General features: G+C 69.7%; 21 protein-coding genes. 16 read left to right on the top strand and 5 right to left on the bottom strand.

Translation table 11 applies throughout. The features are described from left to right. Position 1 precedes the first annotated feature (1 nt). From ACZ3H8_RS13735 to ACZ3H8_RS13680, 12 genes are all read left to right on the top strand, one after another. The gene (locus ACZ3H8_RS13735; protein WP_467401162.1) at positions 2-1078 is read left to right on the top strand and encodes an NAD(P)/FAD-dependent oxidoreductase; all 1077 of its coding nucleotides are present in this window, start codon (positions 2-4) and stop codon (positions 1076-1078) included. Then, positions 1075-3378, top strand: coding sequence for a class I tRNA ligase family protein (locus tag ACZ3H8_RS13730; RefSeq protein ID WP_467401160.1), 2304 nt, complete (start codon positions 1075-1077; stop codon positions 3376-3378). Before ACZ3H8_RS13735 ends, ACZ3H8_RS13730 begins: the two co-directional genes overlap by 4 nt. Further along, positions 3375-6722, top strand: coding sequence for a non-ribosomal peptide synthetase (locus ACZ3H8_RS13725; protein ID WP_467401158.1), 3348 nt, complete (start codon positions 3375-3377; stop codon positions 6720-6722). Before ACZ3H8_RS13730 ends, ACZ3H8_RS13725 begins: the two co-directional genes overlap by 4 nt. Further along, complete coding sequence (locus ACZ3H8_RS13720) at positions 6719-8248, top strand: AMP-binding protein (protein ID WP_467401156.1); 1530 nt, start codon at positions 6719-6721, stop codon at positions 8246-8248. The genes ACZ3H8_RS13725 and ACZ3H8_RS13720 overlap by 4 nt, the downstream gene beginning before the upstream one ends. After that, entirely contained in the window at positions 8238-8501 is a 264-nt protein-coding gene (locus ACZ3H8_RS13715) for an acyl carrier protein (RefSeq protein WP_467401154.1), read from the top strand. Before ACZ3H8_RS13720 ends, ACZ3H8_RS13715 begins: the two co-directional genes overlap by 11 nt. Before the next feature lies 1 nt (position 8502). Further along, on the top strand, positions 8503-9117 hold the full coding sequence (locus tag ACZ3H8_RS13710; RefSeq protein WP_467401152.1) for a GNAT family N-acetyltransferase: 615 nt from the start codon (positions 8503-8505) through the stop codon (positions 9115-9117). Continuing rightward, the gene (locus ACZ3H8_RS13705; protein ID WP_467401150.1) at positions 9114-10211 is read left to right on the top strand and encodes a C45 family autoproteolytic acyltransferase/hydolase; all 1098 of its coding nucleotides are present in this window, start codon (positions 9114-9116) and stop codon (positions 10209-10211) included. The genes ACZ3H8_RS13710 and ACZ3H8_RS13705 overlap by 4 nt, the downstream gene beginning before the upstream one ends. Then, a complete protein-coding gene (locus ACZ3H8_RS13700) occupies positions 10208-11464 on the top strand; it encodes an MFS transporter (protein ID WP_467401148.1) in 1257 nt (418 codons plus the stop codon). The genes ACZ3H8_RS13705 and ACZ3H8_RS13700 overlap by 4 nt, the downstream gene beginning before the upstream one ends. A 60-nt stretch (positions 11465-11524) precedes the next feature. Next, positions 11525-12844, top strand: a complete 1320-nt coding sequence (locus ACZ3H8_RS13695; protein WP_467401146.1) for an ATP-grasp domain-containing protein — start codon at positions 11525-11527, stop codon at positions 12842-12844. 67 nt (positions 12845-12911) lie between these two features. Continuing rightward, the gene (locus ACZ3H8_RS13690) at positions 12912-13397 is read left to right on the top strand and encodes an OsmC family protein (protein ID WP_467401145.1); all 486 of its coding nucleotides are present in this window, start codon (positions 12912-12914) and stop codon (positions 13395-13397) included. Positions 13398-13452: 55 nt separating this feature from the next. Beyond that, complete coding sequence (locus ACZ3H8_RS13685; RefSeq protein WP_467401142.1) at positions 13453-14787, top strand: M20/M25/M40 family metallo-hydrolase; 1335 nt, start codon at positions 13453-13455, stop codon at positions 14785-14787. Between the two features lie 4 nt (positions 14788-14791). After that, a complete protein-coding gene (locus ACZ3H8_RS13680) occupies positions 14792-15598 on the top strand; it encodes a 4'-phosphopantetheinyl transferase family protein (RefSeq protein WP_467401140.1) in 807 nt (268 codons plus the stop codon). Here the strand turns inward: ACZ3H8_RS13680 and ACZ3H8_RS13675 are convergent. The 3 genes from ACZ3H8_RS13675 to ACZ3H8_RS13665 all read right to left on the bottom strand — a co-directional run bounded on the left by ACZ3H8_RS13675 (position 15540) and on the right by ACZ3H8_RS13665 (position 17813). After that, positions 15540-16280 (bottom strand): TIGR03943 family putative permease subunit, encoded by a 741-nt coding sequence (locus tag ACZ3H8_RS13675; protein WP_467401138.1) that lies wholly within the window; start codon positions 16278-16280, stop codon positions 15540-15542. The genes ACZ3H8_RS13680 and ACZ3H8_RS13675 overlap by 59 nt on opposite strands. Beyond that, complete coding sequence (locus tag ACZ3H8_RS13670) at positions 16277-17287, bottom strand: permease (protein ID WP_467401136.1); 1011 nt, start codon at positions 17285-17287, stop codon at positions 16277-16279. Before ACZ3H8_RS13670 ends, ACZ3H8_RS13675 begins: the two co-directional genes overlap by 4 nt. 178 nt (positions 17288-17465) lie before the next feature. After that, positions 17466-17813, bottom strand: a complete 348-nt coding sequence (locus ACZ3H8_RS13665; protein ID WP_467401133.1) for a MazG-like family protein — start codon at positions 17811-17813, stop codon at positions 17466-17468. 85 nt (positions 17814-17898) lie between these two features. On the opposite strand from ACZ3H8_RS13665, the gene ACZ3H8_RS13660 reads away from it, so the two are divergent. Together ACZ3H8_RS13660 and ACZ3H8_RS13655 are read left to right on the top strand one after the other, a co-directional pair. Further along, positions 17899-18222 carry a nuclear transport factor 2 family protein gene (locus tag ACZ3H8_RS13660; protein WP_467401131.1) on the top strand — a complete coding sequence of 108 codons (324 nt, stop codon included), beginning with the start codon at positions 17899-17901 and terminating at the stop codon, positions 18220-18222. Between the two features lie 301 nt (positions 18223-18523). Beyond that, entirely contained in the window at positions 18524-18967 is a 444-nt protein-coding gene (locus ACZ3H8_RS13655; RefSeq protein ID WP_467401129.1) for a hypothetical protein, read from the top strand. A gap of 7 nt (positions 18968-18974) precedes the next feature. Here ACZ3H8_RS13655 and ACZ3H8_RS13650 read toward each other — a convergent pair whose 3' ends face one another. After that, positions 18975-19928 (bottom strand): helix-turn-helix domain-containing protein, encoded by a 954-nt coding sequence (locus ACZ3H8_RS13650; protein WP_467401307.1) that lies wholly within the window; start codon positions 19926-19928, stop codon positions 18975-18977. An 82-nt stretch (positions 19929-20010) separates the two neighbouring features. Here ACZ3H8_RS13650 and ACZ3H8_RS13645 point away from each other — a divergent pair, with 82 nt between their 5' ends. Together ACZ3H8_RS13645 and ACZ3H8_RS13640 are read left to right on the top strand one after the other, a co-directional pair. Further along, complete coding sequence (locus tag ACZ3H8_RS13645; protein WP_467401127.1) at positions 20011-21258, top strand: MFS transporter; 1248 nt, start codon at positions 20011-20013, stop codon at positions 21256-21258. Next, positions 21158-22174: an aldo/keto reductase gene (locus ACZ3H8_RS13640; protein ID WP_467401125.1), complete on the top strand. Its 1017-nt coding sequence runs from the start codon at positions 21158-21160 to the stop codon at positions 22172-22174. Before ACZ3H8_RS13645 ends, ACZ3H8_RS13640 begins: the two co-directional genes overlap by 101 nt. Positions 22175-22669: 495 nt before the next feature. Here ACZ3H8_RS13640 and ACZ3H8_RS13635 read toward each other — a convergent pair whose 3' ends face one another. Further along, positions 22670-23419 (bottom strand): SDR family oxidoreductase, encoded by a 750-nt coding sequence (locus tag ACZ3H8_RS13635; protein ID WP_467401122.1) that lies wholly within the window; start codon positions 23417-23419, stop codon positions 22670-22672. Positions 23420-23451: the final 32 nt, after the last annotated feature.

Here is a 23451-nt window from a genome sequence, read left to right as displayed (position 1 = left end):
CATGGCGCGTACCGATATCGCGGTGGTGGGCGGAGGCATCATCGGTTGTCTGATCGCGCGGGAGCTCACCGACCGGGACCCGGGGGCATCCGTCATGATCCTGGAGCGCGACGCGGTCGGCTCGGGCGCCAGCCGCCGTTCGGCCGGGTTGCACTTCCCCCGCGGTGCCACCGAGCGGGTGCGCCGTATGTCGGCGTACAGCCAGGACTACTACGAGGCGCTGCTGGACGCCGACCCTGACCTGCCCATCCATCGGGTGGCCATGTCGGTTCTGTCGGACGAGGCGAATGCGCACCACGTCCAGGAGGTCTATCTGGACCAGGCCAAGCTGGAGCGCTCCGACCGGTCACCCGCACGGCTGACGGGGATGCCCGCCCAGGTCGCGGTCTGGAACGGGGACGGCTGCCAGTACGCCTACGTGGCCGCGCTGACCCAGGCGCTGGCGCGGACACTGCGGCCCCGGGCCGGCATCCGCGAAGGGGTCGCCGTCACCGCCCTGGAACCGTCCGAGGACGGATATGTCCTCGGCCTGGGCACCGGGGAGAGCATCACCGCCGGATCGGTGGTGATCGCTCCCGGGCCGTGGCTCTCCGCACCCGCGTGGCGGTCGTACGTCGCTCCGCTGGGCGCCCGGGTCAAGAAGGTGATCGCCCTGCACGTCGAGCAGCCACCGGCACCCGAGGACGGCGTCATCGTGTTCCACGACGAGGACGCCTTCCTGCTGCCGCTGCACGAGCGGGCGCACTGGCTGTTCAGCTACACCTGCCAGGACTGGGATGTCGAGCCGGACCGCCTCGTCGACGGCCTCTCCGCCTCCGAGCTCTCCGAGGCGCGGTCCGTTCTGCACCGCTGGTCGCCCGTACTGGCCGAACAGGTCACCGGGGGCCGGGTGTTCTGCGACGCGTACAGCGAGAACCGCGAACCGCTGATCCGCGCGCTCGACGACCGGGGCCGTCTGGTCTTCGCCGGCGCCGCCAACGGCTCCGGCTACCGGCTCGGTCCCGCGATCGCCGCCGAAGTGGCGGACCTGCTCCACGCCTCTTGCGACATCATTTCCGACCGGGGGAATCAGACGTGATCATCAACACCTACTCCGCCGAGGGGTTGCACAAGGCCTTCGGCATCGACATGAGTGCGGTCGAAGGCATCAGCGTCGGCGCCGGCTGGGGGCGCGTGGTCCCCGGCGGTGCGTCGCACCCGCACCAGCACGACGAGACCGAGGTGTTCGTCGTGGTCGGCGGCACCGGTGAGATCGTGCTGGACGGCAAGCGCCACCCCGTACAGCCGGGCGCGGTCTGCCAGTTCGATCCGTTCGAGACGCATGTCATCGAGAACACCGGCGAGACGGACCTGCTGTTCTTCGACCTGTACTGGCGCGACCCCGCGCACGCGTCCCGTGCGGCGGTGCCCGCCGGCACCCGCCGACGGTTCCACGAACGGCCGGTGTTCGTCTTCTCCACCCCGCCCACCCCCAACGGCGACCTGCACCTGGGCCATCTGTCCGGTCCGTACCTCGGTGCCGACGCGTATGTGCGGTTCCAGCGGATGCGCGGCACCGATGTCTGGCACATCACCGGCAGCGACGACTACCAGAGCTACGTGGCGGAGTGCGCCCGCCGCGAGGACAACAACCCCGCACAGACCGCCGCGCACTACAGCGCCGAGATCGCAGCGACCCTGAGGCTGCTGGACGTCGAGCTCGACCAGTACACGGTGACCGACCAGGAGGAGGGGTACCCGGCGGGTCTTCAGGCGTACTTCGCACGGCTGGTGGAGTCGGGCGCGGTCCAGGCCCGGCCGACTCCCGCACTGCTCGACAGCGAGTCCGGCGAATATCTGTACGAGGTCGACGTCTCCGGTGGCTGTCCCGGCTGCGGCGCGGGAACCAACGGCAACATCTGCGAGGAGTGCGGGGAGCCGAATCTCTGCGCGGATCTGGCGGACCCCCGCGGCCGCCGGTCCGGTGCGACACCGCGTCAGGAGCCCGTCACCCGCTTCGTGCTGCCGCTGCACGAGTACGGCAAGGAGATCGCCGCCCACCACCACCTGGGCCGCGTCCCGGCCAGGCTGCGGGAGCTCGCGGACCGGGTGTTCGCACGGGAGCAGCTCGACATTCCGCTCAGCCACCCCTCGCCATGGGGTGTACCGACGGCCGGGAACGACGTGGACGGTCAGGTGATCTGGGTCTGGCCCGAGATGTCGTACGGCTTCCTGCACGGTATCGAGGCCCTCGGTCGCAGGCTGGGCCGTGACTGGCGGGCCGACACCCCCGACCAGGACTGGAAGGTGGTGCATTTCTTCGGTTACGACAACACCTTCTACCACGCTGTGCTGTACCCCGTGCTCTACAAGCTGGCGTACCCGGGGTGGAACCCGGACATCGACTACAACGTCAACGAGTTCTACCTCCTGGACGGCGCGAAGTTCTCCACCAGCCGCCGGCACGCGGTCTGGGGCAAGGACATCCTCGGCCCGGACACCGTCGACGCGGTGCGCTACTACCTGTCGCTGACCCGCCCGGAGACCCGGCGTACCAATTTCGAACTCGCCGAGTACGAGGCGGCCACCCGCACGACTCTCATCGACGGCTGGCAGCAATGGCTGAACGATCTGGGGACACGCATCCGCTCCCAGTACGGTGGCGCCGCTCCCGACGCCGGGATCTGGACCCCGGAGCACACCGCGTTTCTGGACCGGCTCAATGTCCGGCTCGCCTCGGTCACCGGCAGCCTGGGCCAGGACGGGTTCTCGCTGAACCGGGCGGCGACCGAGCTGAACGGAATCGTCGAGGACACCCGGCGGTTCGCGGCGACGGAGGTCCACGCCGCCGGAATCGAGGGCTGGAAGGACGAGGCCCGTACCGCCGTCGCCCTGGAGCTGGCCGCGGCACTGCTGCTGGCCCGCTGCGCCGCACCGGTCATGCCCAGGTTCGCCGGCCGTCTGGCGAAGGCGCTCGGCATGCCGGATCTGTCCGTCTGGCCGGAGACCGCACAGCTGGTCCCCGCCGGAACCACGATCGACCTCGCGGACCAGGTGTACTTCCGCGCGATGCCCGCCTCGGACGGGGACGCCCGGGCGGAGGCCGGCGGCGAGGGTGAGGCCCCTGCGGAGGCCCCCCTGCTGACCTGGCTGAGCGAACTGGTGCGCGACACCCTGCGGTTGCCCGCACAGGAGGTCGTGGCGGACCGGACGCTGGTGCAGCTCGGCATGTCCTCGCTCCAGGCCGTCGCGCTGCAGTACCAGATCCTCGAACACACCGAGGCCGACGTCTCCATGGACGAGCTGCTCGGCGAGTGCGACATCACGGCGCTGGCCGAGTCGCTGGCCCGTCGGTCGCCCGCCCCCGCGAGCACGAAGGCCGAGGTGGCGCACATATGAGCCACATCGACGTGCTGCGCGACATCGAGTCGCGCGGGCTGAGTCTCACTGCCGACGGTGACAACCTGCGGTTGCAGGGCCCCCGCGAGCGGGTGGACGCCGAGCTGGTCGCGCGGATCAGAGCCCACAAGCAGGAGCTGCTGGCACAGTTGGCGGCCGCCTCGGGCGCCTCGGCCGACGAAGGCGACGCGTACCCGCTGACGCCGCTTCAGCAGAGCTATCTGTTCGGTCGCAGCGAGATCTTCGAGATCGGCAACGTCGCCAGCCACGTCTACCACGAGATCGAAGGTGCCTGGGACCTCGACCGGCTGGAGAGCGCACTGCGCTCGGTGGTGGCGCGGCACGGAGCGCTGCGGACCAGGTTCACCGGGGCCGGAGCACAGATCGAGCAGTCGTCGGCGCAGGTGTCCATGGGGCGCCTGGATCTGCGGAGCGAGAGCGAGGCCGCCCAGGCGGACCGGTTGCGGGCGCTGCGCGAGGAGCGCTCGCACCGCGTCCTCCCGGCGGACCGGGCGCCGCTCCTGGCCGTGGACGTGACGCTCCTCGCCGACGACCGGATGGTTCTTCACATCGGGCACGACGGCTTGGTGATGGACGGGATCAGCATGTTCCTGTTTTTCCGCGCCTGGTGGTCGCAGTACCAGGAAGGAGGGGGCGAGGAGACGGAGGAGGCGTCGTTCCCGGCGTACCTCGACGCACTGGACAAGGCGAGGACCAGGGCGCCGGCGGAGCGTTCCCGTACGTACTGGTCCGAGCGGCTGGACACGCTCGCCGGACACCCGGAACTGCCCCTGGTCGGCGACCCGGCAGCGATCACGCACCCCCGGTTCTCCCGGCGCGAGGTCTTGCTGGACGCCCAGTCCTGGGAGCTGTTGAAGAAGCGGGCGGCCGTCGCCGGGCTGACCCCGTCCGGCCTGCTGCTCGCGGCCTACGGTGAGACGCTCGCGTCCTGGGGCGCCGGGCCCCGCTTCACCATCGTGACCACCGTTGCCAACCGCCCGCCGATCCACCCGAGGATCACCGAGGCGATCGGCAACTTCTCCGACACCATGCTGGTGGAGCTGGAGGTCGACCGGAGCGTCGCCTTCCAGGACAGGGCCGCGGCCCTGCAGACACAGCTGCGGCGCGACCTCGATCACCGGCACCACTCCGGCATCGATGTGATGCGCGCACTGGCGCGGCGCCGCGGCGGCACCGCCCAGGCCCGTATGCCGTTCACCTTCAACAGCGCCATCGACTACGTGGACGACCAGGTGGACGGCACGGCGACGGAGCTGTTCGGGCGCGAAACGTACTCTGCGAGCCAGACCCCGCAAGTCTGGCTCAACGCCTTCGCGATGCAACGGCACGGCGGACTCGTCATCCAGCTCGACGGGGTGGACACCCTTTTCCCCGACGGCATGCTGGACGACATCGCCGAGGGCTACCAGACCCTGCTCACCACCCTGCTCGACGAGCATGCCTGGCAGCAGCAGAGCTTCGACCTGCTGCCGCAGGCCCAGCGTGCGCGCCGGCACAACGCGAACGACACCGCCGCGCCGGTGCCCGAAGGGTTCCTGCAAGACCGCTTCCTGGCGCAGGCGGAACGCACCCCGGACGCTGCGGCGCTCATCACCGCGAATGCCACGATGAGCTATGCCGAGCTGCTGAGCCGGGCCTCGCGCACCGCGGCCTGGCTGCGTGAGCAGGGCGTACAACGCCAGGAACTGGTCGGCCTGGTGATGACCCGGGGCCCCGAGCAGGTGATCGGCATCCTCGCGACGGCGCTCGCCGGCGCGGCCTATCTGCCGGTCGACGCGACGCTGCCGGCATCCCGGCAGGACTACATGCTGGACGACGGTCAGGTGCGCTGTGTGCTGACCAACACGGACCGCCGTTCGGACGACGGCCGTGCCGTGCTGACCCTGGACGCCGACCGTCCGGCCGGGACCGGACCGGTTCCGCAGCTCCCGGCGTTCGCGGACGCGGACCCCGACGACCTCGCCTATGTCATCTACACGTCGGGAACCACCGGCAGGCCCAAGGGCGTGATGGCCACCCATCGCGCCGTGCTCAACATCGTGGACGACTGCAACACACGGTTCACGCTGACCGCGCAGGACCGGCTCTTCGCCATCAGCGCATTCAACTTCGACCTTTCGGTGTACGACATCTTCGGCGCGTACTCCGTCGGCGCCGCCGTCGTGCTGCCCGACGCCGACCGCGCCGCGGACCCCAGGCACTGGCTGGAACTCTGCGCACATGCGGGGGTGAGTGTATGGAACTCCGTACCGGCGATCGCGTCGCTCCTGCAGGACCAGGCGGCGGCGGACGGCGCCGAGGCGCTGGACTCGCTGCGCCTGGTGATGATGAGCGGCGACACGGTGCCGTCGGCGCTCCCCGGCAAGCTGCGGGCGCTGCGACCGGACCTCGACGTGGTGTCGCTGGGCGGAGCCACGGAGACCACCATCTGGAGCATCCTGCACCCGATCGGCGCCGGCGATGACGCGGGCGAGCCGGTCCCGTACGGCAGGCCGAGCCTCAACAACCGGGTGTACGTGCTGGATCGCGACGGACTGGACGCACCGGACTGGGTGGTCGGGGAGATCTGCTTCGCCGGCGTCGGGACCGTCCCCGGGTACTGGCGCGACGAAGCGCGTACTGCTGAGCGGTTCATCGACGACGCGGCCCGAGGCGAGCGTCTTTACCGCACCGGCGATCTCGGACGCTGTCTCCCGGACGGCAACCTCGCCATCCTGGGCCGCAGCGACGACCAGTTCAAGGTGAACGGTTTCCGGATCGAGGCGGGCGAGGTGGAGACCCGGCTCATCGCACTGGCGGAGATCGCGGAGGCGTCGGTGGTACGCCGGCAGAGCAGCGGTGGGGACCGGCTCGTCGCCCACGCCGTCCCCACGGGCGACGCCCGGCCGTCGATGTCGCAGATACGTCAGGCGCTGAGCGGCGAACTGCCCGACTACATGGTCCCGTCGGCGGTCGTCTGGCACGAGGCGCTGCCGCTCACCGCGAACGGCAAGGTCGACCGGGGGAAGCTGGCCGCCACCGAACCCGCCGAAGCGTCGCCCGTGACGGCGGCGGGCGGCAGCGGAGCAGCCCCCGGCACCGATGTGGAACAGGCCGTCGCGGACATCTGGGCGGGCGTTCTCGGTGTCGAGAAGGTACCGGTCGACATCACGCTCTACGACCTCGGTGGCACGTCGATCGGTGCGGCGCGGATCTTCACCGCCATACGCAAGCAGTTCGGGATCACGATCCAGCTGAACCGGTTGCCCGAGGTGGAGACCGTACGAGCAATGGCTGCCCACATCGAGGCCGCGACCGCGGCGAAGGAGACGGACCCGGCGTGACCGACTCTGTGATCAACCAGGTGGTGGGCATGGCCCCGGCCCCCGGGCACCGGATCTCGTTCGTACGGCTGGGGACGGTGGAGACGCTTGACCTCACCGAGCTGTACGAACAGTCCGGGCAGGTAGCCAAGTACCTGCGGGAGTTGGGGATCGGGCCCGGCGACCGGATCGGCATCCTCGCCGCGAACTGCCTGGAGTGGGTCCTTCTGGACCTGGCGGCCCTGCGCCTCAAGGCGGTGACCGCCGGCTTCGAACCCGGCAAGTTCCACGAGGCCGATGCCCTGATCGACCGGTACGGTCTCGCCGTGCTGTTCACGGACGGGCCGTCGTCCGGCCCGTCCGTACGGTCGCTGACCGAGATCCGTGACGCGGCCGGACAGGCCCGGCCCGGCAGCCTGCCGCAGGTGACCTACGAGCCCGGCGAGGTGACCACGATCAAGTTCACCTCCGGCAGCACGGGCACGCCCAAGGGGCTGGCTGCGACCGTGGGCAGCATCGACTCCTCGACCCGCGCCGTGCAGGAGATGTTCACGCACGGCCCGGACGACGACATCTTCGTCTTCCTGCCGCTGTCGCTGTTGCAGCAGCGCTACTGGATCTACTCGGCGTTGTGCTTCGGACACGATGTCACCGTCAGCACCTACGAGGCGGCGTTCGCGGCCCTGAGCAGCGCCCGGCCGACCGTGGTGATGGGCGTACCGGCGTTCTTCGAGGCCGCGAAGAAGCAGATCCAGGCGTACGCGTCCCGTACGAAGGATGTGGGGGAGGACGACGCGCGCCGTGCCGCGGGCCGGCGGGTCTTCGGCGACCGGATCCGCTACCTGTGGACCGGATCGGCGCCCGCCGATCGAGAAACGCTGCGCTACCTGACCCAGGCCGGCCTGCCGATCTACGAAGGGTACGGGCTGAACGAGACCTGCATCGTCAGCAAGAACCATCCCGGCGCCCACAAGGAGGGCAGCGTCGGGCGGGTGCTCCCCGGCAAGCAGGTGCTGTTCGACGACGACGGCGTGGTCCATGTGCGCAGCGACCACCCCGTCAACCTGGCGTACGAGTTCGCCCAGCCCGGCGACTCGGAACGGATCTTCGTCGGGGACGGTGTGGTGCGCACCGGTGACCTCGGACACCTCGATGAGGAAGGGTTTCTGTTCATCCAGGGGCGCGCCGACGACGTGATCGTTCTGGGCAACGGCAAGAAAGTGATCGTAAGGCCGCTCGAGGAACGTATGCGGGCGAGCGCGTCGATCGAGGAATGCGTCGTGTTCTGCCCGTCGGAGACCCACCTGGTGGCGGTCGTCTCGCCGTCGGCTGAACCGGCTGACACCGAGGCGATCGCCGCCCAGCTGGCGCTGACCAATGCCGGGTCCGCCCCCGACGAACGGATCAGCAAGGTCGTGGTCGCACACCCCCGGCTGAGCATCGACAACGGAATGCTCACCTCTCAGTTCAAACCGAAACGCAAGCAGATCTTCGCTGCGTACCAGTCGCAACTCATCAACAGCCAGGAGGGAATCCATGCGCAGTGACGTGGAGGGAGCCGCACGCGAGAGCCTGTCGGTCGTGCTGGAAGCCGGACCTGCACCGGACGATTTCGATCTCGACGGGGAACTCGCGGGCGAGTACGGACTCACCTCGCTCAACAAGGTTCTCTATCTGACCGGACTCTGCCAGGACCTGGGGATCGCGCTGTCCCACCTCACGGAGCAGGACGTCGCCGCGATGCGGACCCTGCGTCAGGTCGTCGATGTCCTCACCCCCCACCTCGGAAAGGCGGCTTGAGATGAGCTGGGCACAGACCGCGGCAGCCACCCTGGAGAACGACCACGTACGGCTGCGCCCCCTCACCGCGCAGGACCGGGACTCCATCCACGACATCGCGATGGACCCCGTCATCTGGCGGTACTTCGTGACCATGGTCGAGTCCGAGGACGACTTCACCGCCTTCTTCGACGCGATGATCAGCGACCAGGAGGCCGGGCGGCGGGTGGTGTTCCACATCACCGACAAGAGCAGCGGCCGGTGCGCGGGCAGCATGAGCTTCGGCAACCTGTCCGAGGCCGATCTGCGGCTGGAGATCGGCTGGTCCTGGCTGGGCCTGGACTTCCAGGGCCGAGGCGTCAACCGGTGGGCCAAGTACCTCATGCTGGAGCACGCCTTCGAGCGCATGGGCGCCGAACGTGTGGAGTTCAAGACGGACCGGCTCAATGAGCAGGCCAGGCGCGGGCTGCGCAACATCGGCGCCCAGGAGGAAGGCATTCTGCGCAGCTTCAACCCGATGCCGGGCGGACGTCGCCGGGATGCCGCGTACTACAGCGTGCTGCGCGCCGAGTGGCCCGGGGTGAAGGCCGAGCTGGCGGCGCGACCGAAGGTGGTTCAGCCGGGCGCGGTGGTATGACCGGCGCGGCTCTCACCCATCTGCGTCTGACTGGCGATCCGTACGAGGTCGGTCGCCGGCACGGCGAGGCCCGGGCACAAGCCCTGCGTGCCTTTGTGGACGACTCGCTGTGCCGGCTCAATCTGCTGCTGCCCGAGCCGGTCACCGTCGCGGGACTGGCGCCCACGATCGCCGCGTACGACAAGGCGGTCAGCGCTGCCGTGCCCCGGCTCGCCGAAGAGATCACCGGACTCGCCGACGGCATCGGGATCGACCGGGACCTCGCGCTGCTGCTCCAGTTGCGCCGGGAGATCCTCGGCTACCGGAAGATACCCGCGCGGGGAGACTGCACCACGTACGCCCAGGCGGGCGCCCTGCCGGTGCTGGCGCAGACGGTCGATCTCAACGGCGATCTCGATGACCAGATCAGCGTCCTCGACATCACCTCGACGGGATCGTCCCGCCAGGTGCTGCTGCTCAGCTTCGCGGGTCTGCTCGGCTACCTCGGCATCAACAGTGACGGTCTCGGGGTGGGGTTGAACCTGGTTCTCGGCGGTGAGTGGCGGCCTGGGGTGCCTCCTTACCTGGCGATCCGTCATGTCCTCGACTCCGCCGGGTCGGTGGACGAGGCGGTCGAGGTGCTGCGCGAACTGCCGCTGGCCAGCTCGCGGTCGTTCATGCTGTGCGACGCGACGAAGACCGTGTGGGTCGAGGCGCTCGACGGTGAACTGCGCTGGGTCGAGGGCGAGCAGGCCGCACACACCAACCACTATCTGCATCCGGACTTGGCGGCGCACGATCAGATCAATGTCTTCGCCGGCAACTCCTCGCGCCGCCGGCTGGACGCGTGCCAGGCCGGACTCGCCGAACTGTCGGCAGAGCCGGGAGCCGTAGCGGACGTGGAACGGCACTTCGCGTTGATGTCCACGCCACCGATCTGCGTCTCCGCCGTCGGTGACATCCGGCAGGAGCGCACCGTCGCCGCGGTCGTCCTGCTGCCCTCGCGCGGTGAGCTGCACATCCGCCCGGGCGATCCGTCCTTGAGCGGTACCCGGCGGTTCGCACTGGGCGATGTGCGCCCGCACCACAACGAGAAGGGGACAGTCCTCGCATGACCAAGAGCAAGACTGGAACGGAAGCCGCGGTCTGGCCCACGTTCCGTCAGGCGCCGCTCGCGGCGAAGACGGTCCTGACCGGCATCTTCATCAGCCGGCTGGCCGGCTTCCTCAACATCTTCCTGGTGCTGTACCTGACCTCCGAGGGGTACTCCTCCACCCAGGCGTCGATCGCACTCGGCGTCTACGGCAGTGGCGTGGTCGCCGGGGTGCTGATCGGCGGCACGCTCTCCGAGCGGCTGGGCGCCCGCAACACCACCGTGTTCAGCATGGCCAGTTCCAGCCTGATGCTCGCCGGCCTGCTGTACCTGCCCAACTACCCTTCCATCCTGGTGGCGGTGGCCCTCGCCGGTCTCGCCGGGCAGATGTTCCGGCCCGCTGCGACGGCGCTGCTGTCGGAGCTGACCCCGGACGACCGACAGGTCATGATCTTCGCGATGTACCGGTTCGGCCTGAACCTCGGCGCCATGGCGGCGCCGTTGATCGGCTTCGCGCTGTACAACGCGGGCAGCGAGAGCTACACCCTGCTGTTCTGGGGGGAGGCGCTGGCGGCGCTGGCGTACGCAATCCTGGCCTGGGCGACCCTGCCCGCCCACGTGTCCGTCCATGGGGCGGACGAGCCGCGGGGCAGCTACGCCGCCATGCTGCGGGACCGGCGGTACGTGTTCTATCTGATCGCCATCCTGGTCCACTCGGCCGTCTATGTGCAGTACTTGTCGACCCTGCCGCTGAACATCACCGAGGCCGGTGTCTCGGTCTTCTGGTACACGCTGGCCGTCGCGTTGAACGGCTTCATGGTGATCGCTTTCGAACTGCCGCTGACGAAGTGGACCCAGAAGTGGCCGTTCCGGTTGACCATCGGCATCGCGTTCCTGACCCTCGCCTCCGGCGTGGCGTTCTACGGTCTGCCACTGGGGCCCGCGGTGATCATCACGGGCACCCTGATCTGGTCCCTGGGCGAGATCATCGGCGGGCCGGCGATCTTCGCCTATCCCGCCGTCACCGCGCCGGCGCATCTGAAGAGCCGGTACCTGGCCGGCTTCCACTTCATGTTCGCCCTCGGTTCGGCCCTGGGGCCGATGGCCGGAGGCTGGCTCTTCGTCGAGCTCGGCCACAGCGTCTGGCCGGTGCTGGCCATCGGCTCGCTTGTCGCCACGGGCTTCGCCATGGCCGCCATACGCACTGCCAAGCAGGAGAAGAGCGCCGTCGGGGGGAAGCAGCCCGAGGCGGTCACCGATGCCTCCACCGCTTGATCCCCGACTGATCGACCGCTCGGTCGGCCGCGCTACGACGAATCTCACATTGGGAGAACCATGCAACAGGACAAGCCCCAGGCGTTCATCCTCACCGGCGCGTTCTGGGTGGTGTGCCGCAATCCCCTGTATCTGACGGAACTCGCCGACCGGGGCATCAAGATCCTGGTGATCACCGCTGCGATATGGCGGGAGCAGGCGCTGGCCTGTATGGACGAGGAAGGCCACCCGGCTGCATCGATCGACGACATCGCGTTCGTCGACGGCGAGCTGAACATCGAGGGGTCCTTCACCGCGGGCACGATCTGCGCGGCCCGGCGCTGGCTGGACGACTACACCATCGTGGGCGTCCACTCGGTCGGCGAGACCCTGGTCGAGCCCACCGGCCTGCTCGCCGACGCCCTCGGCCTCCCGTCGCCCGGCCTGAGGGCGACGCGGGCCTGCCGCAGCAAATACCTGCAGCGCTGGTACATGCCGGACCTCAGCCCGTGGTCCGTGGTGGTTCCCGCGGCCGAACGCGACGCGTTCGACTGGTCGGTGGTGCGCTACCCGTGCGTGGTCAAGCCGGCCAGCCGGCACTCCAGCTCCGGCGTGGTGACCGTCAACGACGCGGCTGAGCTGAGCGAACAGGTCAGGACGTACCCGCCGCACGAGATCATCCTGGTCGAGCAGAAGATCATCGGCCAGGAGTACTCCGTCGAGTCGCTGGTGCAGAACGGCAAGCCGGTGTTCGCCTCGGCCACGCGCAAGGAGACCACGGACTCGTACGCCAACACCTTCGTGGAACTGGCCCACGCCGTTCCGTGCGAACAGCCCGACGCGACCGCCACTCTGCTCGCCGCGAACCAGCAGATGCTCGACCTGCTGGGCTTCGAGAACGGCATCGCGCACTCGGAGTGGCGCATCGACGAGTCGGGGCGTGCGTATCTGATGGAGGTGGCGGCCCGCACCCCGGGGGACGGTCTGATGGCGCTCTACCAGCTGGCCACCGGCAGCACCGTCGAACCCGAGATCATCCGAGTGGCGCTGGGCGAACCGGCGTCCTACCCCGAGCCGCGCCGGTACACCCGCCAGGTCTACCCGGAGCACACACCGGGGCTGCTCACCGATGTCACCGTCGACTGGCCCGGTGCCGAGATCAGCTGGGTCGGTGAGAAGGGACTGTGGCCCGACCTCGAAGCGGGCGCGGCGGACGCCCCGCCGACCCTGCGCGCGGTGCTGGTGCTGAAGGACCGCGACACCAGGCTGGGAGAGCTGGGCAGCTCGGACGACCGGGCCGTGGCCTTCTTCATCGACGCGCGGACACCGGACGAGCTGGATGCGCTGGAGAAGCAGGTACGCGCCGCGATCACCATCCACACCACGCCGACGGCGGAGTAACAGCCCGGCAGGGGCCTCCCCTTGAGGGGAGGCCCCGTTCTGTCAGCCACCGCCCGAAGGAGAGCGCGTGAACACGCTGCATACGTACGACACCGAGGTCACCTGGACCGGCGATCTGGGCGAGGGCACGACCAACTACCTCTCGTACGGGCGCGACCACGAGGTGACAGCCGACGGTCCGCCGCCGATCCCGGCCAGCGCCGACCCCGCGTTCCGAGGTGATCCGGAGCGGTGGAACCCCGAGCAGATGCTGCTGGCGTCCCTCTCCCAATGTCATCTCCTGTGGTACCTGCATCTGTGCTCCGCCGCCGACGTCGTCGTCACCGGCTACCGGGACCGCGCTCACGCGACCATGGTCACGACCGGCACGGGCGGTCACTTCACGGAAGCGGTCCTGCGTCCGCACGCGGAGGTGAGCGAGCGGGGGATGACCGAGAAGGCCCTCGCGCTGCATGCCGAGGCGCACCAGGCCTGTTTCATCGCCAACTCCGTCAACTTCCCGGTACGACACGAACCCACGGTGAGCGTGCGCGGCGACACGCACCCCAAATGACACGCACCCCGCCGACACACACCCTGGTGACGCACAGTCTTGAGGAGGAAGCAGCATGAGCCAGTCGGATGCGGGCAGCGCCATCAGCGAGGGTGCGGCGGAGCGGGAGGTCGTCGGTCTCTGCCGTGATCTGATCCGGATCGACACCAGCAACTACGGCGACCACTCGGGCCCGGGGGAGCGGGCCGCGGCGGAGTACGTCGCCGAGAAGCTGGCAGAGGTCGGGCTCGAGCCGCGGATCTTCGAGTCCCACCCGGGGCGCGCCTCCACGGTGGCGCGTATCGAGGGCGAGGACCCGTCGCGACCCGCGCTGCTGATCCACGCCCACACCGATGTCGTACCGGCCAATGCCCAGGACTGGACGCACCATCCGCTCTCCGGGGAGATCGCCGACGGCTGCGTGTGGGGCCGGGGCGCCGTCGACATGAAGGACATGGACGCGATGACCCTCGCGGTCGTACGCGACCGGATGCGCAGCGGCCGCAAGCCCCCGCGCGACATCGTGCTGGCGTTCCTCGCGGACGAGGAGGCGGGCGGTACGTACGGAGCCCGTTATCTCGTCGACAAGCACCCCGAACTCTTCGAGGGTGTGACGGAGGCGATCGGCGAAGCCGGCGGCTTCTCCTTCACCGTCAACGAGAACGTGCGGCTGTATCTCATCGAGACGGCGCAGAAGGGCATGCACTGGATGCGCCTGAGCGTCGAGGGCACGGCCGGGCACGGCTCGATGACCAACAAAGACAACGCCGTTACCGAGCTGTGCGAGGCGGTCGCGCGACTAGGGCGGCATCAGTTCCCCGTGCGGTTGACGAAGCCGGTGAGGGGTTTCCTCGACGAACTCGGCGACGCGCTGGGCGTCGAGCTCAACCCCGAGGACATGGACGCCACACTCGCCACGCTCGGCGGCATTGCACAGATCATCGGGGCCACGCTGCGCAACACCGCGCAGCCGACCATGCTCGAAGCGGGCTACAAGGTGAACGTCATCCCCGGGCAGGCGACCGCGCATGTCGACGGGCGCTTCCTGCCCGGGTACGAAGAGGAGTTCCTGGCGGAACTCGACCGCGTCCTGGGGCCCAGGGTGACCCGCGAAGACCTTCATGTGGGCCGGGCGCTGGAGACCAGCTTCGACGGTCCGCTCGTCGACGCCATGCGTGACGCGCTGCGAGCGGAGGACCCGATCGCCCGGGCGGTTCCGTACTGCCTCTCCGGTGGAACGGATGCCAAGTCCTTCGACGACCTGGGCATCCGCTGCTTCGGTTTCACGCCGCTGAAACTGCCCCCGGAGCTGGACTTCGCCGGGATGTTCCACGGTGTGGACGAGCGGGTTCCGGTGGACGGCCTGCGGTTCGGCGTCCGCGTGCTGGACCGCTTCCTCGGGGCGTGCTGAGCTGATGGGCGACGGCGGGCAGGGATTGCCGGCACAGGCGATCGCGATGGTGGCCGAGAGCAGGGAGGTGCTGCGGCATCCCGAGGCTTCCGAGCGATGGCTCACCGATGCCGAACGGGCACGGGCGGCGGCCTTCGTCCATGACCCCGACCGGACGGACTTCGTCGCCGCCCACCTGCTCGTCCGGCTCTGTGCCGGCAGGCTGCTCGATCTGCCCGCGCGCGCGATGACCGTCGTCCAACGCTGCCCCGACTGCGGGGCGTCGGGGCACGGCAAGCCGTCGATCGAAGGCCGCCCGGAGGTGACGGTCAGCCTCTCCCACACGCGAGGCGTCGTCGGCGCTGCGGCGGGCAGCGGCCCCATCGGCATGGACGTGGAGGTGCTGGACCAGCGGCGCGCAACCCCGGAGCTTCTCCATTGGGCTCTCACACCGGCGGAGTTGAAGCTGATCACCGAGCATGATGACCCGGATTCCGCCTTCCTACGGCAATGGGTGCGCAAGGAAGCATTGGTGAAGGCCGGGCGGGCCAGGCTCGACCAGTCGACTGCCCTCGATCTGTCCGGGCTGCCGCTCGTACCCGCCGACGGTCTGCCCCGGGTCTCTCGCTTCGAGGAGCTTCACGTGCTGGACTGCGTCGACGAGCGTCGCGGCGTAATGCTCAGCGTGGTCAGCGATCGGCCGGTGGTGCTGGCGGAGTTTGCCACGGGGCCGGGACCGGCGCAGCGGGTGCTCGACTTGGCGCATTCGCCGGTCAACTACTCCAGTTCTCGTACTGGTTGTGTGGGGCAGGGACCGGTCTGGCCTGGCTGACGCTGATGAACGGGATGACGCCGTCGTTGACGGGGTCTTCGGTCTGTTTGCTGGTGTAGGTGCCGGTGACTTCGAGCCAGGTGTCGGGCTGCAGGACCGCGGGAATCTGTCCGGACAGGCCGATCTTGACGGGTTGGGCGTCGGCAGCACAGCAGTTGAGGACCATGCGGGTGAGGTAGGGCGCGCCGCTGCGGTCGAGGGTGATGAAGCCGGTAATTCTGATCCGCCGGTCGCCGAGGGAGCGTCCGTGGTCGTAGACCGCGCGGCCGGCATAGTCGACGACGCTGAGCCGGAGGGGGTCGTTGGCGGAGAGGGTGGGGAAGCCCCAGGGTGGTTGCAGGGCCGTGCCGGTGCGCATGGCGCTGTAGGAGCCGAGTGCGGGTGGGGCGACCAGGATGAGAGCGAGCAGGGGCAGGACGAGGAGCCAGGAGACGCGTGGTTCGCGGTGGGCGTGGCTGCCCTGGTCGTGGTGCTCACGCTCGGGCTGGTTCTCCTTGGTCGCGCGCGGCCGTAGTTCGTACCAGACGGTGGCGATGGCCGAGACGATCAGGACGATGCCGGCCACGAGCAGCAACGGGCGCAACCCGGCCTTGACGTAGCGCAGGTAGAGATCGGTGAAGCCGGCGTGCAACACCGCCCCGCCGACGAGGAACAGCACGGCTGCTTGCGCCTGCCGGTTCACAGCAGGACCGCCCCGACCAGGGCCGACATGAGGACGGCCAGGGTGAAGGTGGCGGGGGCGAACCGCAGCGCGAACCCCCGGCCGAACGTGGCGGCCTGCATGGCGAACAGTTTCAGGTCGATCACCGGTCCGACGACGAGGAATGCCAGCCGGGCGGTGAGCGAGAACTGGGACAGGGACGCGGCCACGAACGCGTCGGCCTCGGAGCAGATCGACAACAGCACCGCGAGGATCGCCAGGGCGAGGATCGACACCACAGGGTTACTGGCAGCGGTGTGCAGCCAGCTTGCCGGTACCACGGCTTTGAGGGTGGCCGCGGCCATCGCGCCGACGACGAGGAAACCGCCGGCGTGCATCACGTCGTGCCGTACGGACCCCCAGAACGCCGCCCCCTTGCTGAGGCCGTCCGACGACGGATGATCCGGTGGGCGCAACCAGTCGGTGCGGCCCAGCCGCTGCCACAACCAGCCCATCGCGCACGCCACGAGCAGACTCGCCACGAACCGGGCGGGGACCATCTCGGGGTTGCGGGGAAAGGCCACGGCGGTGGCGGTCAGCACGATCGGGTTGATCGCCGGGGCGGACAGGAGGAACGCCAACGCTGCCGCGGGGGTGACGCCCCTGCGCACCAGCGCACCGGCCACCGGCACGGAGGCGCACTCACAGCCGGGCAGGACCGCCCCGGCCATCCCGGCGACCGGCACCGCGAGGGCGGGCTGTCTCGGCAGCGCGCGGGCGAAAAACGATGGTGGGACGAACACCGCGATGATCGCCGACAGCAGCACACCGAGCACGAGGAAGGGCAGGGCCTGGACGAACACCGCGACGAACACGGTCATCCAGCTCTGCATCACCGGCGCGGACAACGCCCGGCGGATCGGCCCCTGCAGCGCAACCACCAGAAGCAGCAGCATGGTCAGGACAAGGGATGAGTTGAACTGCCAACCCTCCGGATCGTCCGCGTCACGGTGGTCAACCCGAGTCGGGGCCGCCTTGGTGGTGGTCACGGGTGAGGTACCTCCGGAATGGCAGGGCTTCGTGGAGTGGTTCCCGTCCACCTTCAGTACGCCGGTTCGGGCACGGCTTCTCATTCTTGAGTGGGGTTCGGCTCCACTTTGAGCCACCAGTTCTTCGTACGATCATCCAATGGAGTGGACGACGCCGATCAGCACCCGCCTGGGCGGATCACTCCGCTGACCCCTCCAGCGAGCGCTCAGCGACACCACCCAGGTGCGCCTCGAAGACCTCTGACGCGTACGGCGTGAGCGTGCGCAGGGCCACCATCGCCGTGATGATCACGTCGCACAGCTCCGACTCGACGTCCTGCCAGCTGTGCGTATGGCCCTTCCGCGGGTTCTGGCCCGTCGCGCCGATGATGGCCTGGGCGACCTCGCCGACCTCTTCCGACAGCTTCAACATCCGCAGCAGCGTCTCCTGTTGGGGCGGCAGGTCGCTCTCCGCGTCGAGCCAGGCGTGCAGGCGGCCTACCGTGTCCCAGATGGGGTCGATGGTGGTGTCCAGGGTGTGTTCCATGCGGGAAGCCTGCCATGTGCGGTGTAGGGATGGAGGGCTTCCTTCCCGTACCGACTACCCGTACCGAAAGACCGCGGAGACCAGCATGACCATTCCTGTGGACCGGCTCACCGAACCCGCCGTACGCGCCTTCGTCGGCGCGCTCAACGCCAATGATCGCGAAGGCTTCCAGGCCGCCCTCGCGCCCCGCGCCACGATGTCCGACGACGGCAGTGATCGTGACCTCGACGACTGGACCGACCGCGAGATCTTCTCCTCGCGCGGGCACATGGAGGTCGAGTCGCAGTCCGCCGACGGGCTGAGCCTGGTCGCCCGGTACCGCAACGACACCTGGGGGGAGATGCGTACCGCCTGGAAGTTCATCGTCGAAGGCGGGAAGGTCGGCCGCTTCGAGACCGGGCAGGCCTAAGGGCTTCTCCGCCGATTGCGTAACAGTGAAAAAGGGAATTGCCCATGGCGCCGGCGCCGACTCCCTGCGTCTGGGGCCTATGCGTTGCGTTTGACTTCTATATGCGCACATGTCTACGTTGGATTCAGATTGAACGATATATTCGTCTTCATTTCTGGCGAGAAGACGAACAATCTCAACATCCCGATCGACGACCACGTGGTCGTTGGTTGTCCGACGGACGGATGCACCGCCGCGGGGTTTGCCGCACTCAGCAGCCCAGGTGGGCCCGATGCCGCGCATGTCAGCGTGTGAGTCGGCGATGGCAACTCCCGCCATATTCAAGGCCGATGTACCGGACCCCTTCGCGAACGCATCATCGCCCGGCGCTGACGCCACCGTGGCCGTGCAGGGCTCGGGCCCGTCTACGCTCCCGGGAAGGGAAAGCATCATGCGGGTAACGACATCCAGGACTTTCCGGCTGCTCGCCGGTCTGTTCGCTGCGCTGGCTCTGGTCTTTGGCGGAGCCGGCGTAGCCAGTGCCACCAGCACGTCCACCCCGGTTTCGTCGGGCTATTGCGACTATTACTGGGACGGTCGCTCCTACGTCTACTGGTGCCATGACAACCGCGGGAACCGCGACTTCCGCGATAACCGCTTCGACAACCGCGACTTCCGCGACAACCGCTTCGACAACCGCTTCGACAACCGCTTCGACAACCGCTTCGACAACAGTGTCCGCATCATTGTGACGCTGCAGGGTTGACGGCGAATCACTTCGGCAAAGCCAGTCGGCCTCCTTCCCAGCCGGCCCGGAACGTGCGGCGGTACGCGGCCGGGGTCGTGGCCAGTGCGCGGTGGAAGTGCTGGCGCAGGCTGTCCGCGCTGCCCAGGCCGCTTCGCTGGGCCACTGTGTCCACCGGCAGGTCCGTCGTCTCCAGCAGTTCGCGCGCGCGCCCGAGGCGCTGCTGGTTGAGCCACTTCAGCGGGGTCACGCCGACCTCCAGCGCGAAGTGGCGGCCGAACGTACGTGTACTCATCCCGGCCCGTGACGCCAACTCCGCGATCGTGAGCGGCCGGTGGAGCCTCGCCACCGCCCAGTCCAGCACCGGCGCGAGGCCCTCCGCCCGCGGCGGCGCTGGGGTGTGTGGCGGGGCGTACTGCGTCTGGTCGCCCTCCCGGTGCGGGGCCACCACCATCCGGCGGCCGACCTCCGCCGCCGCTGCCGTGCCGTAGTCGCCGCGCACGATGTGCAGGCACAGGTCGATCGCGGCTGCGGTGCCCGCGCTGGTGAGGATCGAGCCGTCGTCGACGTACAGGGAACGGTCGTCGACCCGCACATACGGGTAGCGACGGCGCAGCTCCTCCGCGTACATCCAGTGGGTCGCCGCCGTACGGCCGTCCAGTAGGCCCGCCGCGGCCAGCACGAACGCGCCCGAGCAGAGCGAGGCGATCCGCGCCCCGCGGGCGTGCGCCTCGCGCAGGGCGTCGAGGAGCGCGGCGGGCGGCTCGTAGCCGTTCATCATGCAGGCCGGGACCACGATCAGATCCGCCTCGCGCAGAGCGTCGAGGCCGTGCTCGGCGGCCAGTTGCAGACCGCCGGGCGCGTGCTGTGCGCCGCCAGGGGCGGTGGCGCACAGCACCAGGTCGTACCCCTCGCCCGCGAACACCGCGCACGGCACGGCCAGCTCGAACAGGGAGGTCTCCTCCAGCAGGGTCACCGCCACACGAAGTGCCATGGCGTAAATCTAGTGGAAGCTGACGTTTACGCCAATGGTACGGCGAATCCGCAGGTCGGATGGTGGGTCCATGGCTACCAACCCACTCACCGAGTCTCGTCGGCTGGCGGTCGCCGGTGTCTCGGCGATCGGCGTGACCTTCGGCTTCGCGCGCTACGGATACGGACTTTTCCTTCCCGAGCTGCGGGACGAGTTCGGCCTCTCCGTCTCCCTGGTCGGGCTCATCGGCAGCGCCACCTACGCGGGATATCTCGGCGCGCTGCTGCTGGTCGGCGCCCTTGTCGCGCGGTTCGGGCCGCGGCCCATGGTGCTCGTCGGCGGGCTGTCCGCGGCCGTCGGCATGGGGCTGGTCGCGCTCGCCCGGGGGCCCGCGCTGCTGGTCACCGGGCTGATCCTGGCCGGTACGAGTTCCGGCTGGGCCTGGGCCCCGTACTCCGACGCGGTCGACCGGATGGTTCCGGTCGGGCGGCGTGAGCAGGTCATGGGCACGATCGCCGGCGGCACGGCCTTCGCGGTCGTCGTCGCGGGACCGCTCGCGCTGCTCGCGCGCGGCACCGGCTGGCGGTACGCATGGCTGGTCTTCGCGCTCGCTGCGCTGGCGGCGAGCGCGTACAACGCCCGTGTCCTGCCCGGGGGTTCGGGCAGGAAGGCCAGGGCGTCAGGGCGGCCGGGCTACCGCCGAAGCGCGCTGCCGCTGCTGCTCACCGCCGTGCTGTACGGCCTCGTCGGCGCCGTCTACTGGTCCTTCGCCGTGGAAGCGGTCACCGACGCCGCCGGCACCGGCTCCGCCACCGCGCCGCTGTTCTGGTCCCTGATGGGACTGGCCGGCACCGCGGGCGCCCTGACCGGCCATGCCATCGCCCGCTACGGCCTGCGCCGCGTCCACGCCGCGCTGTTCGCAGGCATCGCCGCCGCGGTCGCCCTGCTCGGCGCCGCTCCCGGCTCGCTCCCCGCGGTCGCCGTCTCCGCGCTGCTGTACGGTCCGTGCTTCATGGCCGGGTCCGGGGTCCTCGCGGTGTGGAGCTACCGGGTCTTCCCCGAGCGGCCATCCGCCGGGTTCACCGTCACCGTCTTCTTCCTGGGGCTCGGGACGATCGCCGGGCCCGCGCTGCTCGGTGCGTACGCCGAAGTGCACGGTCTGCGCGCCGCGTTCCTCGTCACGGCGGCGGTCGCGGTCCTTGCCTTGGCGTGCGCTCCAACTCGTAGCGTGCGCGCACATGGACGCCATCAGCAACAGCACTGGGAACAGGACACTGGGACGTCACAGCGGGATCGAGGTCAGCGCCCTCGGCTTCGGATGCTGGGCGATCGGCGGTGAGTGGCAGGATGCCGCGGGCAACCCGCTGGGGTGGGGCGCGGTGGACGACGAGGAGTCCGTCGCGGCGATCCGCCGGGCGCTGGAGCTGGGGGTGACCTTCTTCGACACGGCGGATGTGTACGGGGCGGGGCACAGCGAGCGGGTGCTCGGGCGGGCGCTCGCGGGGTGCCGTGACGAGGTGGTCATCGCCACGAAGTGGGGCAACCGCTTCGACGCGGAGACCCGCACACTGACCGGGAGCGATGCGTCGCGCGGGTATGTACGCCGCGCCCTCACCGCATCGCTGGGCCGCCTCGGCACCGACCGCGTCGACCTCTATCAGCTGCACCTCTCCGACCTGCCGCTCGAGGAGGCGGGCGAACTGCGCGACGCGTGCGAGGAGTTGGTGCGCGAGGGGCTGATCCGTGCGTACGCCTGGAGCACCGACGACCCCGAACGCGCCGCCCTCTTCGCGCAGGGCCCGCACTGCGCGGCCGTGCAGCACGCCTGCAATGTGCTTGAGGACGCCCCCGCGATGCTCGCCCTCTGCGAGGAGCGGGGCCTCGCGAGCATCAACCGCAGCCCGCTGGCGATGGGCCTGCTCAGCGGGAAGTACGGCCCCGGCAGCCGCGGCGCCGCGGGTGACATCCGGGCGACGCCGCCGGCGTGGCTGCGCTGGTTCGACGAGGGCGGGGTGCCGGCGCCCGAGTGGTCGGCGCGGGTCGAAGCCGTACGCGACATCCTCACCTCAGGCGGCCGCACCCTTGCGCAGGGGGCGCTGGCCTGGCTGTGGGCGCGCAGCCCGCGGACGATCCCGATCCCGGGCTTCCGCAGCGTGGCACAGGCGGAGGAGAACGCGGGGGCGGTGGGGAAGGGGGCGCTGCGGCGGGAGCAACTCGCGGAGATCGACAAGGTCCTTTCACGGGAGGGTGGCTGACGCCCCTGCGGGGCGCGCCGGCTTTGCGACGCAGAACTCCGTTCCCGCGGGGCAAGCCCCCCGGGGGGCCGCGCAAGGCTTGCTCCGGCGGCGCGCCGGCTTCGCGGCGCAGGGACCCTTCGCGCGCAGGCCCGCTCCTCGGGGGACCCCGCTCCCGCGGGGCAGGACCCCGCCCCCTCGCGCGGGGCGCGCGGCTTAGCGGCGCAAGGCCCGCCCCCGGGGGCCCGCGCAAGGCTTGCTCCCGCGGAGCGCCAGCTTCGCCCCGCGGGACCCGGCTCCCGCGGGGCAAGGTCCCCTGGGCCGCGCTGGCTTCGCGGCGCAGGGACCCCTCGCGCGCAGGCTCCGCCGCGCAGGCCCGCTCCTCGGGGGGGCGCCGGCTTCGCGGGGCAGGACCCCGCCCCCTCGCGCGGGGCGCGCGGCTTAGCGGCGCAAGGCCCGCGCCCCGGGCGCGCCGGCTCCGCGGCGCAGGGCCAGCCAACCCGCACCCCCCAAACCTCACCCCCGGCCGATGTACGGCATCCCCGTCGCCATCACCGTCGCGAACTGCACATTCGCCTCCAGCGGCAGCTCCGCCATATGGAGCACCGTCCGCGCCACATCCCCCGCGTCCATCACCGGTTCCACCACCACCTCCCCGTTCGCCTGCAGGATCCCCGCCCGCATGCGCTGCGTCATCTCCGTCGCCGCGTTGCCGATGTCGATCTGGCCGCACGCGATCCGGTACGCCCTCCCGTCCAGTGACAGCGACTTCGTCAGGCCCGTCATCGCGTGCTTCGTCGACGTGTACGGCGCCGAGTGCGGGCGGGGCACATGCGCCGAGATCGAGCCGTTGTTGATGATCCGGCCGCCCTGGGGGGACTGGTCCTTCATCATGCGGAAGGCCGCCTGCGCGCACAGGAAAGCGCCTGTCAGATTGACGTCCACCACCGAGCGCCAGTTCTCGTAGGAGATGTCCTCGAAGGGGACCCGGGGGCCCGACGTTCCCGCGTTGTTGAACAGCAGGCCAACACCGCCGTGGCGTTCGCGCACGGTGGCAAACAGCGTGGTGACATCCGCCGGTGACGTCACATCAGTGGGGACGCACAGCACGTCCCCACCCGCCAGCGACGCCGTCTCCTCCAGCGCCTCGGCGCGTCGGCCCGCCAGGGCCACCGACCAGCCCGCCCCCGCCAGCGTCAGCGCCACGCTCCGGCCGATGCCCGAGCCCGCTCCCGTCACCACGGCAATCTTCGCAACTGCGTTCATGGACGCGCAGCGTAGTCGCGTACTTGTACGCG

The sequence above is a fragment of the Streptomyces sp. NPDC002868 genome, assembly GCF_055563295.1.
This window is presented reverse-complemented; position numbering and strand designations above follow the sequence as displayed.